This is a genomic window from Winogradskyella sp. 4-2091, assembly GCF_045765065.1.
Classification (GTDB): domain Bacteria; phylum Bacteroidota; class Bacteroidia; order Flavobacteriales; family Flavobacteriaceae; genus Winogradskyella.
This window is the reverse complement of sequence record NZ_JBJKOD010000002.1, coordinates 15,166-30,847: the sequence shown is the minus strand read 5'-3', so window position 1 is coordinate 30,847 and position 15,682 is coordinate 15,166. Positions and strand designations below refer to the sequence as shown.

General features: G+C 31.9%; 17 protein-coding genes and 1 tRNA gene. 12 read left to right on the top strand and 6 right to left on the bottom strand.

Annotated features, from left to right (window positions below; translation table 11 throughout):
- Positions 1–6 precede the first annotated feature (6 nt).
- Both ACJBCC_RS02545 and ACJBCC_RS02540 read right to left on the bottom strand, forming a co-directional pair.
- Positions 7–1,422, bottom strand: coding sequence for a TolC family protein (locus tag ACJBCC_RS02545; protein WP_407556313.1), 1,416 nt, complete (start codon positions 1,420–1,422; stop codon positions 7–9).
- A gap of 3 nt (positions 1,423–1,425) precedes the next feature.
- Positions 1,426–2,028 carry a TetR/AcrR family transcriptional regulator gene (locus ACJBCC_RS02540; protein ID WP_407556312.1) on the bottom strand — a complete coding sequence of 201 codons (603 nt, stop codon included), beginning with the start codon at positions 2,026–2,028 and terminating at the stop codon, positions 1,426–1,428.
- 152 nt (positions 2,029–2,180) lie between these two features.
- Here ACJBCC_RS02540 and ACJBCC_RS02535 point away from each other — a divergent pair, with 152 nt between their 5' ends.
- Both ACJBCC_RS02535 and ACJBCC_RS02530 read left to right on the top strand, forming a co-directional pair.
- Positions 2,181–3,155 (top strand): polyprenyl synthetase family protein, encoded by a 975-nt coding sequence (locus tag ACJBCC_RS02535; protein WP_407556311.1) that lies wholly within the window; start codon positions 2,181–2,183, stop codon positions 3,153–3,155.
- A complete protein-coding gene (locus tag ACJBCC_RS02530) occupies positions 3,155–3,505 on the top strand; it encodes a hypothetical protein (RefSeq protein ID WP_299098549.1) in 351 nt (116 codons plus the stop codon). Before ACJBCC_RS02535 ends, ACJBCC_RS02530 begins: the two co-directional genes overlap by 1 nt.
- On the opposite strand, the gene ACJBCC_RS02525 is transcribed toward ACJBCC_RS02530, so the two are convergent.
- Entirely contained in the window at positions 3,502–4,050 is a 549-nt protein-coding gene (locus ACJBCC_RS02525; RefSeq protein WP_299098550.1) for an alpha-ketoglutarate decarboxylase, read from the bottom strand. The genes ACJBCC_RS02530 and ACJBCC_RS02525 overlap by 4 nt on opposite strands.
- Positions 4,051–4,157: 107 nt before the next feature.
- Here ACJBCC_RS02525 and ACJBCC_RS02520 point away from each other — a divergent pair, with 107 nt between their 5' ends.
- Together ACJBCC_RS02520 and odhB are read left to right on the top strand one after the other, a co-directional pair.
- Positions 4,158–6,920 (top strand): 2-oxoglutarate dehydrogenase E1 component, encoded by a 2,763-nt coding sequence (locus tag ACJBCC_RS02520; RefSeq protein WP_407556310.1) that lies wholly within the window; start codon positions 4,158–4,160, stop codon positions 6,918–6,920.
- Between the two features lie 40 nt (positions 6,921–6,960).
- Positions 6,961–8,190, top strand: a complete 1,230-nt coding sequence (gene odhB, locus ACJBCC_RS02515) for a 2-oxoglutarate dehydrogenase complex dihydrolipoyllysine-residue succinyltransferase (protein ID WP_299098552.1) — start codon at positions 6,961–6,963, stop codon at positions 8,188–8,190.
- Between the two features lie 542 nt (positions 8,191–8,732).
- Here odhB and ACJBCC_RS02510 read toward each other — a convergent pair.
- Positions 8,733–9,356 carry a response regulator transcription factor gene (locus tag ACJBCC_RS02510; RefSeq protein ID WP_299098553.1) on the bottom strand — a complete coding sequence of 208 codons (624 nt, stop codon included), beginning with the start codon at positions 9,354–9,356 and terminating at the stop codon, positions 8,733–8,735.
- A gap of 53 nt (positions 9,357–9,409) precedes the next feature.
- Positions 9,410–9,850: a retropepsin-like aspartic protease gene (locus ACJBCC_RS02505; RefSeq protein ID WP_299098554.1), complete on the bottom strand. Its 441-nt coding sequence runs from the start codon at positions 9,848–9,850 to the stop codon at positions 9,410–9,412.
- Positions 9,851–9,922: 72 nt separating this feature from the next.
- On the opposite strand from ACJBCC_RS02505, the gene ACJBCC_RS02500 reads away from it, so the two are divergent.
- From ACJBCC_RS02500 to ACJBCC_RS02465, 8 genes are all read left to right on the top strand, one after another.
- Positions 9,923–10,690: a TatD family hydrolase gene (locus ACJBCC_RS02500; protein ID WP_299098555.1), complete on the top strand. Its 768-nt coding sequence runs from the start codon at positions 9,923–9,925 to the stop codon at positions 10,688–10,690.
- Entirely contained in the window at positions 10,691–11,719 is a 1,029-nt protein-coding gene (locus ACJBCC_RS02495; RefSeq protein ID WP_299098556.1) for an asparaginase, read from the top strand.
- Between the two features lie 74 nt (positions 11,720–11,793).
- Positions 11,794–11,881, top strand: a tRNA-Ser gene (locus ACJBCC_RS02490).
- A 75-nt stretch (positions 11,882–11,956) separates the two neighbouring features.
- A complete protein-coding gene (locus tag ACJBCC_RS02485; protein ID WP_299098557.1) occupies positions 11,957–12,724 on the top strand; it encodes a MotA/TolQ/ExbB proton channel family protein in 768 nt (255 codons plus the stop codon).
- Between the two features lie 9 nt (positions 12,725–12,733).
- Positions 12,734–13,174, top strand: coding sequence for a hypothetical protein (locus ACJBCC_RS02480; RefSeq protein WP_299098558.1), 441 nt, complete (start codon positions 12,734–12,736; stop codon positions 13,172–13,174).
- A gap of 6 nt (positions 13,175–13,180) precedes the next feature.
- The gene (locus ACJBCC_RS02475; protein ID WP_299098559.1) at positions 13,181–13,816 is read left to right on the top strand and encodes a biopolymer transporter ExbD; all 636 of its coding nucleotides are present in this window, start codon (positions 13,181–13,183) and stop codon (positions 13,814–13,816) included.
- A gap of 11 nt (positions 13,817–13,827) precedes the next feature.
- Positions 13,828–14,292, top strand: coding sequence for a biopolymer transporter ExbD (locus ACJBCC_RS02470; RefSeq protein WP_299098560.1), 465 nt, complete (start codon positions 13,828–13,830; stop codon positions 14,290–14,292).
- A gap of 89 nt (positions 14,293–14,381) precedes the next feature.
- On the top strand, positions 14,382–15,077 hold the full coding sequence (locus ACJBCC_RS02465; protein ID WP_299098561.1) for a porin family protein: 696 nt from the start codon (positions 14,382–14,384) through the stop codon (positions 15,075–15,077).
- Here the strand turns inward: ACJBCC_RS02465 and ACJBCC_RS02460 are convergent.
- Positions 15,072–15,680: a hypothetical protein gene (locus ACJBCC_RS02460; protein ID WP_299098562.1), complete on the bottom strand. Its 609-nt coding sequence runs from the start codon at positions 15,678–15,680 to the stop codon at positions 15,072–15,074. The two genes, ACJBCC_RS02465 and ACJBCC_RS02460, sit on opposite strands and share 6 nt — an antisense overlap.
- Positions 15,681–15,682: the final 2 nt, after the last annotated feature.

Here is a 15,682-nt window from a genome sequence, read left to right as displayed (position 1 = left end):
GATTGATTAATTTAAAATTGTAGTGTTTAATGCAGTTTCTAAAGTTGCTTTGGTATTAATAACATCTAGCATGGCTTGAAGCAACTCTTGCTGTGCTGTATATAATTGGGTTTGTGCTTGGCGTAACTCAAAACTAGATCCAATACCTTCAAAAAACTTGGTTTGATTTTTTGTTTCTATACGCTCTGCAAGGTTTAAATTTTGCTTTTTGTTCTCGTAATCCTCAATAGCAAATTGATAATCACTTTTCGCTGATGCTATCTGAAGTTTAATACGTTGTTCCGTTTCGGTTAATTCAGTTTCAGCTTTTTCAAGATTAATTTTTGCACGTTGTGTAGATGCATTTCGCATACCAGAACTAAAAATTGGGATATCTAAGCTTACGCCAAATAATGAAGAGCCAAACCAATCTTGACTTTTCTTAGTAAAATTAAAGTCATCGCCAAAACCAGAATAACCGCCATTTATAAAAGCGTTAAGTGTTGGTAATGCTTTACTTTTTTCTAATTTTAATAATAATTCTTTTGAGGTTTTATCGTTCTCAGCGATTAAGTAATCAATAGTAGCTTCAGGATTATTGTCAGCCTCTAATATTGATAATGAAATATTTTCATTAGTTAACGTTTCAAGATTGTCTGTTAAAACTAAATCATTATAAATATCTAATCCTAACGTAATATTTAGCATTTGATAAGCTAAAGTTTTTAATCTCTCAACATTATTTAAATTACTTTTTACACCAGATAATGTAATTTGTAGTTGCTCTACACTTTCCTCTTCGCCTAATCCGTTTTGGTATATTTTTTCAGTTTCAAAAAGGTTTTTATCTAGCACTTTTATATTACGTTCTAAAATTTGAATACTTTCTTCTGCTAAAAGCACATTTCCGTAAGCTTCAATAACTGCTTTTCTAACTTCTAAATCTGTTTTAATTTTGGCATTTTTTGAAATCTCTAAAAATACTTTAGCTGATTGTAAACCTACTAAATAAGAGCCGTCAAAGATTTTTTGACTTAAAGTAGCAAAAGCAGTCATGCTGTGTTTAGTACCAAACGTTATAGGAAGAAAACCTTCTGGAGCATCAGGTAGTGCTTGAATCTCAAGATCCTCTAAATCATAATAGTCTTCTAATTGTCTAATACCACTTAACGGATCAAAAGCTGAAGCTGGTAATAATGATACTTGTTGTTTTAAATTGTTTTGATAATCTATGCTAGCGTTTATTTGAGGTAAACCGGTAGCCGTAGTCTCTTTTTTCTGTTGTTCTGCAGCATCGATATCTCGTGCAGCGTTTATGGCAGACCTATTATTTTCTAAAGCAAAGTCAATAGCTTCTTGAAGCGAAAGATTTTGAGACTGTTCTTGCGAGTAGCCCATTTGAAAAATAATGAAACCTACAACTATGATAAGTGTTTTTTTCATTGTTTAATTTTGATTGATATGTAATTGTGTTAGTGTTTCTAATCCTTTATTTGAGCAAATACCTCTTAAGTGGTATTCGAGATAATTATTCATTAATGTTGGCATAGAGAATTGCTCTCGAGGAAAAATATCCTGATCTTTTAATGAAACCATATTGTTAAAGTACAAGCGTGCTACAAAATCAATTTCTATAGAATCTCTATAAAGATTTTGAGCTATTCCTCTTTCTAAATTTTGTGTTACGCAACCTAGCATCTTTTCAAATTGCTTCCCTTTTAGAGTAGCATAAATTTTTGGATAATACTTTTGCAATTGATATTGAGGCGATGATTTTTCGTCCTTGAGGTTGTGCATCACAAAACGCTTAATTTTATAAACTTCTTCAATAGGGTTTTTATTCAAAGCACATATCTGGTCTATGCCACAAGCAATATTTTCAAAAACATTTAAAGCTGTTGCTTCAACTAACTTCGTTTTGTTCTTAAAATGCTGATAAATGGTTTTTTTAGAAATCCCCATTTCGTTAGCAATATCATCCATGGTAACGCTCTTAAAACCTAGGTTTAAGAACAAGTCAGTAGATTTTGTTATTATTTTTTCCTTCATTTTATTAAGTCCCGTTGGGTCAGAATCGTTTTAATAGAGGTGCAAATCTACAATAGGAAACTTTAAAAACCAAAAAAGTTTCCAAAGTTTTAATATTTTTTTAACACGGCCAATGTTAGTTTATAATATGTATAAAACATTATTTTTGTTACATGGAACATATTGAAAAGTACCAAGAGTCCTTTCTAAAGTATTTAGAAGGTTTTACAGTAAATAAAGAGCCACAAAATCTTTATAGTCCTATTAATTATATTTTACAATTAGGTGGTAAACGATTACGACCAGTTTTAACCTTAATGACTGCTGAGGTTTTTGGGGGAACTACTGAAGTAGCGATGGATGCGGCTTTGTCTATTGAAGTGTTTCATAATTTTTCTTTAGTACATGATGATATTATGGACGACGCTCCTTTACGAAGAGGTAAAGAAACAGTTCATGAAAAATGGAATCTTAATACAGGTATTCTTTCTGGTGATGCCATGTTAATTATGGCTTATCAATTATTTGAAAACTATGAGTCCAATACATTTAGAGCGTTAGCTAAACTCTTTAGCAAAACGGCATTAGAAGTTTGTGAAGGTCAGCAATATGATATTGATTTTGAAACTCGAGATGACGTAACCATTGCTCAGTATCTACAAATGATAGAGTATAAAACGGCAGTGTTAGTTGGTGCCGCTATGAAAATGGGAGCTATTGTGTCAAAAGCATCAATTGAAGACCAAAATGCTATTTACGAATTTGGTAGACTTTTAGGTATTGCATTTCAATTACAAGATGATTATTTAGATGCTTTTGGCAATCCTGAAACTTTTGGAAAACAAGTTGGTGGCGATATTATTGAAAACAAAAAGACTTATTTATATATAAAAACCTTAGAGTTGGGATCTGATGATGATGCACTTAATTTAAAGACTTTTATGTCTATTTCTGAATTGTCTAATGAGAATAAGGTAGAGAAAGTTAAAGAACTATTTATAAATTCTGGTGCAGCAGAAGCTACTCAGAATGCTGTAAAGGATTATACAAACAAAGCTTTTGATGTTTTAGAAACTTTAAATATTACAGAGGACAAGAAACTGTTATTAAGAGTATTTGGTGAACAATTAATGACCAGACGTGTTTAATGAATTTGCCATCTAATTTTGAAGATCTAATTACAGAAGCAGAAGGCTTGAACCTGTATAAAAAATTAATTCTTCAGCTTAATAAAGATTTACTATATGCTAATATAGATTTAGAATTTGATGAAGAAACCTTGCCTACGAGTTTAAAATTTGTGTTACAAGAAACCGTTTTTAACCTCATAAATTCTAAATTCTCAGACTATCTTAATTTGCTTTATATCGTAGATGTTTCTGAATTGAAAATTAAAGAATTAGATGGGAGTGATGCTGTAAAATTATCGGAAGACGTAACGTTTTTAATTCTTCAACGCGAATGGCAAAAAGTTTGGTTTAAGGCGAAATTTTCTTAAAAGTAAAAACGGACAAAAGGCATCCAGGCCTCAGAGTAGATACTTTTATCTTCATCATATAATACATCGTATCTAATGCCAATCGTTACATTATTACTAGAGTAACCAAGACCTAAAAATAAAGCAGGATACCAATAGTCATCATCTGCATTAGTAACAAAATTTTGGTTATAATTTCTACTTACATGTAATTGTTCAAACTCTGTAGATATTTGTACGAGTTCATAAGGATTAAATAATCCAATAACACTTCCTCCCAATACAGTAGATTTAAATAAGTCTTTTTGAGAACTATACGAGAAATTGAGCCCAACTCCTGTCGCTATATACGGACTAAATCTATATAATGCATTTGGCGAAACGGCAGCGCTAAAAAAACCATCTCCAAAATTTAAGCCTAAACCGCCACCAAATTCTACGTTATTCCAAAATTCATTTTCAGTATTAGAATCTTGCGCAAATGAAAATAAAGTAAAAAAACATAATAAAAGAAGACTTAATTTAGTTTTAATGTTGCATAAATGCTTATAATTTGTGATAGTCATAATTGTTTTTTCAATTTGTTATAAATATAATAAAACCTTATCTATTTTTAGTAAAAGTTGTATTTTTGAATAAATTATGTTGAAACGACAACGTCTCAAAAAGTATAATGGATAAATATTCCTTTCTCAACGCAGCACATACAGCATACTTTGCTGATTTATACGATCAATATTTAAAAAACCCAGATTCAGTAGAGCCAAGTTGGCGTGCCTTTTTTCAAGGTTATGATTTTGGAGCAGAAAACTATGGCCTTGATGGCGAAATTGTTGAAGGTGTTTCTGCGCAAATCCCAGAGCAGCTTCAAAAAGAATTTCAAATTTTAAAACTGATTGATGGTTATAGAAGTAGAGGTCATTTGTTTACAAAAACGAATCCCGTTAGAGCTCGACGCAAATATGCACCTACGCTAGAAATAGAAAATTTTGGACTAAAGCAAAGCGATTTGCAGTCCGTGTTTTCAGCAGGTGAGGTTTTAGGTCTAGGTTCTAATGCTACATTGCAGACAATTATAGATCATTTAGAAAGCATTTATTGTGATTCTATTGGTATTGAATACATGTATATCAGACAACCTGAAGAAATTGAATGGATTCAGAACAAGTTGAATGTAAATGATAATCATTCAAAATTTACGTCAGACGAAAAGAAATATATTCTTAAAAAATTAAACCAAGCGGTTTCTTTTGAATCATTTTTGCATACAAAATATGTTGGTCAGAAACGTTTTTCTTTAGAAGGAAACGAATCTTTAATTCCTGCTGTAGATGCTATAATTGAAAAAGCAGCTGATGAGGGCGTAAAAGAGTTTGTAATGGGAATGGCTCATAGAGGTCGTTTAAGTACCTTAACGAACATTTTTGGTAAATCTGCAAAAGATATCTTTAGTGAATTTGACGGAAAAGATTACGAAGAAAAAGTATTTGATGGTGATGTAAAATATCACTTAGGTTGGACGAGTAATCGCGAAACTTATAATAATAAAAAGATTAATCTTAATATCGCGCCAAATCCATCTCACTTAGAGACTGTTGGTGCTGTTGTTCAAGGAATAACTAGAGCAAAACAAGATAAGGATGATATTACAGATGCGTCTCAAGTACTACCTATTGTTGTGCATGGTGATGCCGCAATTGCGGGTCAAGGTTTAGTCTATGAAGTTGTGCAGATGGCAAAATTAGATGGTTACAAAACAAACGGAACCATACATATTGTTGTTAATAATCAAATTGGTTTTACTACAAATTACCTAGATGCACGTTCTAGTACGTATTGTACAGATGTTGCTAAAGTTACATTATCTCCAGTTCTTCATGTAAATTCAGATGATGCAGAAGCGGTAGTGCATGCTGCACTTTTTGCACTTCATTTTAGAATGAAGTTTAAACGCGATGTTTTTATTGACCTATTAGGTTATAGAAAATATGGACATAATGAAGGAGATGAACCTAAATTTACGCAGCCGTTGTTATATAAAGCGATTGCAAAGCATAAAAACCCAAGAGATATTTATGCGCAGCGTTTATTAGATGAAGGTGTGATTACTGATGGTTATGTAAAACATATTGAGAAACGCTACAAAGAATCATTAGAAGAAAAATTAGAAGATTCTAGAAAGGAAGATAAAACTGAGATTACTGCTTTTATGCAAGAGGAGTGGAAAGGTTTTTCTAGAGTTACAGAGAATAAAATGATGGAACAAGTGGATACAACAGTATCTAAAGAAGTTCTAAGAGATATAACAAAGGTAATTTCTAACTTACCAACAGATAAAAAGTTTATACGTAAAATACAGCGATTAATTGAATCGCGTCAAACTATGTTTGATGAAAACCGTTTAGATTGGGCAATGGCAGAGCATTTAGCTTATGGATCGTTGCTTGTAGAAGGTTATAATGTTAGAATTTCTGGTCAGGATGTTGAGCGTGGAACGTTTTCACATCGACATGCTGTTGTGAAGGTAGAGGATAGCGAAGAAGAGATTATTTTATTAAAGAAGGTATCTGAAGACCAAGGACAATTTAATATTTTTAATTCATTATTATCAGAATATGGTGTTGTAGGTTTTGATTATGGTTATGCCATGGCAAGCCCTAATACATTAACGATTTGGGAAGCGCAATTTGGAGATTTCAGTAATGGAGCCCAAATTATGTTAGATCAATATATATCTGCAGGTGAAGATAAATGGAAAACTTCTAATGGGTTGGTAATGTTATTACCACATGGTTATGAAGGTCAAGGCGCAGAACATTCTTCTGGTCGTATGGAGCGTTATTTACAAATGTGTGCAAAAGACAATATGTTTATTGCAGATTGTACAACTCCAGCTAATATGTTTCATTTGTTACGTAAACAAATGAAAGCCAATTACAGAAAACCATTAATTGTTTTTACGCCAAAGAGTTTATTGCGTCATCCAAAAGTAGTTTCTGCTGTAGATGAATTTGCAACAGGAAGTTTTCAAATGTTAATAGATGATGCTTCAGCTAAAGCAGCAAAAGTGAAATCATTAGTTTTTGTTACAGGTAAATTCTATTATGATTTATTAGAAGAGCAAGAAAAATTAGAAAGAGATGATGTTGCTTTAGTAAGATTAGAGCAGTTGTTCCCGTTGCCGGTAAAAGAAATAAGAGAAATACTTACAAAATATAAAAATGCAGATGATGTAGTTTGGGCTCAGGAAGAACCAAGAAACATGGGAGCTTACAGTCATATATTAATGCATTTAGAAGAGGCAAAACAATTTAGGTCAGCGAGTAGAAGACCGTATGGTGCACCAGCAGCAGGTAGTTCTACACGATCTAAAATAAGACATAAAGAAGTTATAGATTACGTTTTTGATAAAACCAAAAACAACCAGAGAAAATAAATAAAACAACTCAAATTAGAGCTTAATAAAACAACAAAGCATGATTTTAGAAATGAAAGTGCCTTCACCAGGCGAATCGATTACTGAGGTAGAAATTGCAGAATGGTTAGTAGAAGATGGCGATTATGTAGAAAAAGACCAAGCAATTGCGGAAGTAGATAGTGATAAAGCAACTTTAGAGCTGCCAGCAGAAGAAAGTGGTATAATTACGCTTACTGATAAAGATGGCAATAGATATGAGGAAGGTGATGCAGTTGTTGTAGGAGCTGTAGTATGTTTAATTGATACGAGTGCTGCAAAACCAGAAGGTGGAGAAGCACCAGTAAAAGAAACTAAAAAAGAGGAAGCTCCTAAAAAAGAAGTATCTCAACCAGCCGCTGAATCTAAAACTTATGCTACAGGTACTGCGAGTCCTGCGGCAAAGAAAGTTTTAGCAGAGAAAGGAATTGACGCAAGTGCACTTTCTGGTACTGGTAAAGATGGCAGAATTACCAAAGATGATGCTGTTAAGGCTGTACCTTCTATGGGAACTCCAACAGGAGGAAATAGAGGAACTTCAAGAAGTAAAATGTCAATGCTAAGACGTAAAGTTGCAGAGCGTTTGGTAGAAGCTAAAAATACAACAGCGATGTTAACCACATTTAATGAGGTTAATATGACACCAATTTTTGAGTTACGTAAAATTTATAAAGAAGATTTTAAAGCAAAACATGGTGTAAGCCTTGGGTTTATGAGTTTTTTCTCATTAGCCGTAGTTAGAGCTTTAAAAATGTATCCTGCTGTAAATTCTATGATAGATGGCAAGGAAATGTTATCTTATGATTTTGTTGATATCAGTATTGCAGTCTCTGGCCCAAAAGGATTAATGGTTCCTGTGATTAGAAATGCAGAAAATCTATCTTTTAGAGGTGTTGAGTCTGAAGTAAAGCGTTTAGCATTAAGAGCAAGAGATGGTCAAATAACTGTAGATGAAATGACAGGTGGAACATTCACTATTACAAATGGTGGTGTTTTTGGAAGTATGTTATCTACACCTATTATTAATCCTCCTCAAAGTGGAATTTTAGGAATGCATAACATTATTCAGAGACCAATTGCGGTAGATGGTAAAGTAGAAATTCATCCTATGATGTACGTTGCACTTTCTTATGACCATAGAATAATAGATGGAAAAGAATCGGTAGGATTCTTGGTAGCTGTAAAAGAAGCATTAGAAAATCCTGAGGAATTACTAATGGATAACGATGTTAAGAAAGCTTTAGAAATGTAAATTTTTAAAAGAATAAATATAAAAAGCGCAATTCTTATCGAATTGCGCTTTTTTTTGTTCTTAACTAACAACAGAACAACTAACTAACTAACTAACTAAAATTAACTAAAGAAATTTACAGCAACATTTGCTGATATGACGATAATAGAACTAATTATTAATAATGCAATAAATAATCTATCTCGTTTCGATGTTTCATTTTTTGTTACTTCCATAATATCATTTTTTTTGATTAGAAAAGCTCTGAATTTTTTGCTAAACTCAAGCCTTAAAATATTGTATTTAGGGTGTTAATTAATAGCTGATGTAAAGTTGCAAATAATTGTAATACAATGCTATACGTAGAACTACGTATATTTTAAATTTTTTAAATGAAAAAGCCTCGAACAGTCGTTCGAGGCTTTAATAATCCCCTAAGAACTAACTAATAGCTCGTTATTAACCCTTAATTAATAACAATGATTTTAATTGTTGCCAATCGTATCACTGTGGTAAAGGTCATAAATTTAACAATACAATGCTATACGTAGAACTACGTATATTTAAAGAAATTTAGAATTTTCTTTAGCAAATAAATATAAACTTGCTGATTTTGAGTCTAATGAGAGTTTTGTTCTAATGTGACTTTTATGTTTTTCTACTGTTCTAGACGAAATAAAGAGCTCTTTTGCTATTTCTGTAGCCGTTTTGTTCTCGCCAACAAGTCTAAGAATTTTTATTTCAGCGCCAGTTAATGATTTTATTTTTTCAGGAACCTCATTAAACTCAATGTACGATAATAGTTCTGGACTAAAATAGGGTTTGTCCTCAATAACTGATGAAATACAATTTTCAATTTCATCTAATGCAAATTCCTTTAAGACGTAGCCATATATTTTTAAAGCTTTTGCTTCGTTATATATTTTTTCATCCTTTTCAAAGGTCATTAAAATGATTTTGGTTTTAAGATTTTCATCTTTGCATTTTTTCGCAATTTGTAAACCCGTTAAGAAGGGCATTTTAATATCTAAAATTGCGATATCAGGTAGATGAGCTCTTATTAAGGTTAAAGCTTCTTTTCCGTTTTTTGCACTAGCCAAAAGGTTAAAATTTTTTTCGATTAAAAAATCTTTTAGACCTTTGAGTACAAGCGGATGGTCATCTGCTATAATTATGTGAGGGTTCATGCTGCTATTAATTCTAATTAAAGGTACTAAGAAAAAAGAATATGCGGCATTTATTACAATTTTAAATACAGGTATTTTTTCTCATAATCAATAATCGCATTACCTTTTTTTAGAATATCTGCTCCTATAATACCGTCAACAGGTTCTGCATTATGATTAATTAAACCGTTATTTACATGAGATAAATTAAATAGGATTAATGCTACTCTGTTCTTTTTCCATTTACCAACTTTTATAGAATTTGATGTAGAAATTTGCGTTAGCATATCCGAGGCGCCTGCACCAACAGCTTTAATCTCCGAATCTTTAACTTTTAAGTTAAATCGCTCAATGGCTTCAAATCCAACACAACTATTTGAAGCTCCAGTATCCAAAATAAATTGACCTTTTACACCATTAATAGTTGCTTTAATCTCGAAATGGTTTGTTTTGGTAAATTTTAATTTAATTTTAGAATAACCTTTTAATTTCAGGAAGTCCTTTAGTGAATCCATTTTTCAATTTTTGTAAATATAATATCTATTTTGAAGAATGTAAGTTTAATTTGGTATACCTATTTTTGCAAAATGATAATTACAGATACACATACACATTTATATAGCGATGCCTTTGACGACGACAGATCAGAAATGATTCAGCGAGCAATAGATTTGGGTATAACACGGTTTTTTATACCTGCAATAGACTCTAGTTATACAAAATCTATGCTTCAATTAGAAAAGGATTTTTCTGAAAATGTATTTTTAATGATGGGTTTGCATCCTACGTCAGTAAAAGAAAATTATAAGTCTGAGTTATTACATGTTGAACAACAGTTATTAAATAGAAAATTTTATGCTATTGGCGAAATTGGTATTGATTTATATTGGGATAAATCTACTTTAGATATTCAAATTGATGCTTTTAGATATCAAATACAATTGGCAAAGCAATATAAGTTACCTATAGTAATTCATTGTAGAGAAGCATTCGATGAGATTTTTGAGGTCTTAGAGCAAGAAAAATCAGATGATTTATTTGGAATATTTCATTGTTTTACGGGTAATTTAGAACAGGCTCATAAAGCATTATCATATAATATGAAATTAGGAATTGGTGGCGTAGTAACTTTTAAGAATGGTAAGATTGATCAATTTATTAATCAAATAGATTTAAAACATATCGTTTTAGAAACAGACGCTCCATATTTAGCACCCAAACCGTTTAGAGGAAAACGTAATGAGAGTTCATATGTATATAAGGTTTTAGAAAAATTATCAGAACTTTATGGAATGAGCGGAGCAGAGATTGCAAGAATAACAACTGAAAATTCAAAAGCAATATTCGGAGTATAAATGAACACACAACCAAACATATTACTGATTTATACAGGAGGTACCATAGGCATGGTTAAAGATGCAACTTCTGGCGCTTTGAAAGCATTTGATTTTACAAGTTTATTAGTTAAAATACCTGAACTGAGATTGTTAGATTGTTCAATAGAAACGATATCTTTTGATGAGCCAATTGATTCATCTAATATGAATCCAAAATACTGGGCAGATATAGCTACAATTATAGCAGATAACTACATGAAATTTGATGGTTTTGTCGTTTTGCATGGTAGTGATACTATGAGTTATACAGCTTCTGCGCTTAGCTTTATGCTTGAGAATCTTTCAAAACCTGTAATACTAACAGGATCGCAATTACCAATTGGTGATCTAAGAACAGATGCTAAAGAAAATCTAATAACATCCATTCAAATGGCTTCATTGCAAAAAGATGGAGAACCTGTAATTAGAGAAGTTGGTTTGTATTTTGAATACAAATTGTACCGAGGTAATAGAACAACAAAGCTTAGTGCAGAACATTTTGAAGCCTTTGAGTCTTTAAATTATCCTTTTCTAGCAGAATCTGGAGTGCATTTAAAAGTAAATACTGATGCATTATGGAAGCCAAAAGCAAATGCAGAACTCATACTAAGAACCACAATGGATTCTGATATAGGTGTGTTAAAATTATTTCCAGGAATATCAAGACCAATTTGCGAAGCTATACTTAGAAGTAAATTAATAAAAGGGCTTATTATTGAAACTTACGGTTCTGGGAATGCAACAACAGAATCTTGGTTTTTAGATTTATTAAAAACGGCTATAGATAAAGGGTTGTATGTTGTCAACGTTACGCAATGTGTAAGAGGAAGTGTGAATATGGGACAATATGAAACAAGTTCACAAATGAAATCTATAGGTGTAATCTCTGGAAATGACATGACTACGGAAGCCGCAATTGCTAAAATGATGTATCTTTTAGGAGTAAAAATATCAGGCAAAGATTTTCAATTTTATTTTGAAAGATCCCTTAGAGGAGAAATCTCCTAAAAATAACGGATTTAATTTTAGGGTTTGAAGTTTTTTTCGTTATTTGGCGGTATGTAATTTAAAATTAAATTTACAGAGAGGTGGCCGAGTGGTCGAAGGCGCACGCCTGGAAAGTGTGTATACTCCAAAAGGGTATCGAGGGTTCGAATCCCTTCCTCTCTGCTGATATTTTATGTAATAATTACATATTTTTTTTTATCTTTAACACTTTAACTAATAAAATTAAGATTCAGAACAATGAAAAGATTATTTTCTATCCTTGCCATTACATGTTTAATGGCCATCGGAACTGTTAATGCCAATGCAACAACAGCATTTGCAAGTGCAACAGCAACTGTAACAAGTGTAACTCAAGCAGAACCAGCTTCTGAAGATTTGACGTTTCACCAAGAATTAAAAAAGCGTTTTATAGAAGGTGGTCCAGGCTTTATGGGTATTGTACTACTATGTTTAATTCTTGGATTAGCGATTGCTATTGAGAGAATTATCTTTTTAAACCTTTCAACAACAAATACAAAAAAATTAACTCAAAATGTAGAAGATGCACTTAACTCTGGTGGTATCGAAGCTGCAAAGGAAGTTTGTAGAAATACAAAAGGACCTGTTGCTTCTATATTCTATCAAGGTTTAGATAGAGCAGATGAAGACATTGATGCTGCTGAAAAAGCTGTTGTAGCTTATGGTGGTGTTCAAATGGGCCAATTAGAGAAGAATGTATCTTGGATTTCATTATTTATCGCCTTAGCACCAATGCTTGGTTTCATGGGTACGGTAATTGGTATGATTCAAGCCTTTGATAAAATTGAGGCAGCTGGTGATATGCAACCTTCTTTGGTAGCAGGTGGTATTAAAGTAGCACTTTTAACAACTGTATTTGGTCTTATTGTGGCTATTATACTTCAAATCTTTTATAATTACATCATTGCTAAAATAGATAGCATTGTAAATGATATGGAAGACGCATCTATCACATTGATGGATTTATTAGTAAGACACAAAAAATAAAAATTAATTATGCACAAAATATTTAAAATAGTAGCTGCTGTTTTAAGTTTAATCGGAATTATTTCTCTGGTTAGAATTATCTCAGCTGGTGACGAAGCCATTAAAACGGGCGGAGAGGATGGTCTCTTTGAGCCGATGGCTTGGATAGGTTATATTACATTAGGAATTACTATTGCATTTGTATTGGTTTTTGTATTAAAAAATTTATTTACAAACACATCTGGTCTTAAAAACACTTTAATTGGTGTTGGTGCATTTGTTGCAGTGTTAGTTATTTCTTATGCTGTATCTGGTAGTGATTTACCAATAGAGTATAAAAACGGAGATACAATTGCAACACCAAATGAATCTACAATGGTAGGTGCTGGTATTGTTGCTTTCTATATATTGTTAGCAGTTGCAGCAATTGCTATGATTGGATCAGGAGTTAAAAAAGTAATTAGTAAATAATATAACATGGCAAAAAGAGCAGCACCCGAAGTGAATGCAGGATCAATGGCTGACATTGCCTTCTTATTACTTATATTTTTCTTAGTTACAACAACAATTGAGAAAGACAAAGGATTATTAAGAAGTTTGCCACCCATTGATGACTCTGTAGTAGAGCCACCAATTATTAAGCAAAAGAATTTGTTTACTGTACAAATAGGTCGTGATGGTCGATTATTAGTCGAAGACGAAATAATGGAAATGAAGGATTTAAGACAGGCAGCAATTGATTTCTTAGATAATGGTGGAGGTACAAATGCAGCAGGAGAATCTTGTACTTATTGTAAAGGTGAAAGACTTAGTGATTCGTCTGACCATCCGGATAAGGCAATTATCTCAATGAAGCATGATAGAGAGACTCCATACGAACAGTACATGGACGTACAAAATGAATTAGTTGCAGCTTACAATATCTTAAGAGAGCGTGAAGCTGAAAGACTATACAGAAAGTACTATCCTAATGCAGATAAAGTGTTTACTGCAATGTTAGAGGAGAAAGAGAAGAATCAATTTAATAAGGATGAGGTACTTAATGAGCGTATTGACGCTGTTAAGAAATTAATCCCGATGAAATTGTCTGAAGCAGAACCAGATAAAAATTAAAAGAAACAAATATGTCTAAATTTAGAAATAAAGATAAAGGTGAATTGCCAGCGATTTCAACGGCTTCACTTCCAGATATTGTATTTATGTTGCTTTTCTTTTTTATGGTAGCAACTGTAATGCGTGATAGTTCTTTAATGATTGAAAACAATTTGCCTAGCGCAGATCAGGTTGAGAAATTAAAAAAGGATAGAACGGTATTTATATATGGCGGAAAACCAAGTGAGCAATATAAGCAGTTTGGTACAGAACCTAGAATACAGTTTAATGATGCTTTTATTGGTGTGTCTGATGTAGGGCCATCTGTAAGACAAGCTATTTACGAACTAAATGAAGACTTACAAAGTAAAGTTGTAATTGGTTTAAAAGTAGATAAAGAAACCAATGCTGGTTTAGTGTCTGATATTAAGCAAGAATTGCGTAAGGAAAACGCATTAAAAGTAATGTATATCGCAAATACAAAAACAGAGGATTAATAAATTCTTAATTTTATAATTAAAACGTCCTGAGCAATCAGGACGTTTTTTTGTTCAATAGAAATGAAAGATTTCGTAGTTTTATCAACATGAAAGGTATTTTGTTTCTGATTATTATTTCTATAGGTTTTTATGGCTTTTCGCAAGTTAATGATGGAAGTTCAGGTATTGATAATAAATACCGAGAAGACCAATTCTATACGTCAATAACCTATAATTTAATAAATGAAAAACCATCAGGCGTGAAGCAAAGTGGGTTTTCGTCTGGTTTTCATTTTGGGTTTATAAGAGATATGCCTATTAATAAGCGTAGAAATGTAGCTATTGGATTAGGCTTAGGTGTTTCTGCTAATTCGTACAATCTCAAAGATTTATTAATTGAAGAAATAAATAATGCTACCGAGTTTAGTATTATAGATGAAGATGATTACAATGTTACTAAAAATAAATTTGCAACCTATTTAATCGAAGTTCCATTTGAATTGAGATGGAGGAGCTCTACTGCAGAAGATTATAACTTTTGGCGAATCTACACGGGCTTTAAAGTAGGTTATATGGTCTATAATTCAACAAAATTCACGAGCGAAATTACCAATGTAAAATTATCAAATTTAGATAGCTTTAATTCATTACAGTACGGCTTAACTTTAAGTGCAGGTTATAGTACTTGGAATTTTCACATGTACTACGGACTCAATTCAATTTTTGATTCTAGTGCGAAATTAGAAACGGATAATGTAAATATGAAATCCTTTAAAATAGGTCTCATGTTCTACATTTTATAACCAATAATTCAAAAGTATTAATTGTGGTGTAAACCCTGTAAATAGCCCTAAGATTAACTCTTGGTTTGTGTGTGCTTTCAAGTGCAGACGTGATGTAGCAATAGCACCTAAAATAATCATCATCAGGGCAATTGTACCATTTATATTTATATGATAGTATACACCAATGTTAATGGCAAACATAAAAAAACCTGCAGCAGCAATCATATGTATACTGGCCTTTATTTTAAAAACAGCCATTAAGAAGCAGATTAATGTTGAGCAAAAAATACCTAAAAAGAAATAAAACAATTCTATTATTTCACTAGGAGGTAAAACTCTAATTAAAATTAAAACGATGATGATACAATTAATAAACAAGGGAATTAATCGTTCTCTTGTACTTTTTAAATAAATTGAATCTACTTTATTTATTGTTTTTAATAAGAAGAATAACAAGATCGGTAATATAACGGTAAGGATAATTATAGAAAATATCTTAGCATTCTTTACAGGATCTGGAATGTATCTGCGTGTTTTTGAAAAATAAAATAACACACCTAGTAAAGGCATTATTAAAGGATGAAAAACAAACGATATTCCTTTTAAAATAAAATTTTTCATTA

Bases quoted from the DNA above. Each gene is read 5' to 3' on its own strand.
- ACJBCC_RS02470 (WP_299098560.1), top strand. From the start codon at position 13,828: ATGTCTAAATTTAGAAATAAAGATAAAGGTGAATTGCCAGCGATTTCA.
- ACJBCC_RS02495 (WP_299098556.1), top strand. From the start codon at position 10,691: ATGAACACACAACCAAACATATTACTGATTTATACAGGAGGTACCATA.
- ACJBCC_RS02475 (WP_299098559.1), top strand. From the start codon at position 13,181: ATGGCAAAAAGAGCAGCACCCGAAGTGAATGCAGGATCAATGGCTGAC.
- ACJBCC_RS02530 (WP_299098549.1), top strand. From the start codon at position 3,155: ATGAATTTGCCATCTAATTTTGAAGATCTAATTACAGAAGCAGAAGGC.
- ACJBCC_RS02480 (WP_299098558.1), top strand. From the start codon at position 12,734: ATGCACAAAATATTTAAAATAGTAGCTGCTGTTTTAAGTTTAATCGGA.
- ACJBCC_RS02540 (WP_407556312.1), bottom strand. From the start codon at position 2,028: ATGAAGGAAAAAATAATAACAAAATCTACTGACTTGTTCTTAAACCTA.
- ACJBCC_RS02485 (WP_299098557.1), top strand. From the start codon at position 11,957: ATGAAAAGATTATTTTCTATCCTTGCCATTACATGTTTAATGGCCATC.
- ACJBCC_RS02500 (WP_299098555.1), top strand. From the start codon at position 9,923: ATGATAATTACAGATACACATACACATTTATATAGCGATGCCTTTGAC.
- ACJBCC_RS02465 (WP_299098561.1), top strand. From the start codon at position 14,382: ATGAAAGGTATTTTGTTTCTGATTATTATTTCTATAGGTTTTTATGGC.
- ACJBCC_RS02460 (WP_299098562.1), bottom strand. From the start codon at position 15,680: ATGAAAAATTTTATTTTAAAAGGAATATCGTTTGTTTTTCATCCTTTA.
- ACJBCC_RS02525 (WP_299098550.1), bottom strand. From the start codon at position 4,050: ATGACTATCACAAATTATAAGCATTTATGCAACATTAAAACTAAATTA.
- ACJBCC_RS02510 (WP_299098553.1), bottom strand. From the start codon at position 9,356: ATGAACCCTCACATAATTATAGCAGATGACCATCCGCTTGTACTCAAA.
- ACJBCC_RS02520 (WP_407556310.1), top strand. From the start codon at position 4,158: ATGGATAAATATTCCTTTCTCAACGCAGCACATACAGCATACTTTGCT.
- ACJBCC_RS02505 (WP_299098554.1), bottom strand. From the start codon at position 9,850: ATGGATTCACTAAAGGACTTCCTGAAATTAAAAGGTTATTCTAAAATT.
- ACJBCC_RS02535 (WP_407556311.1), top strand. From the start codon at position 2,181: ATGGAACATATTGAAAAGTACCAAGAGTCCTTTCTAAAGTATTTAGAA.
- odhB (WP_299098552.1), top strand. From the start codon at position 6,961: ATGATTTTAGAAATGAAAGTGCCTTCACCAGGCGAATCGATTACTGAG.
- ACJBCC_RS02545 (WP_407556313.1), bottom strand. From the start codon at position 1,422: ATGAAAAAAACACTTATCATAGTTGTAGGTTTCATTATTTTTCAAATG.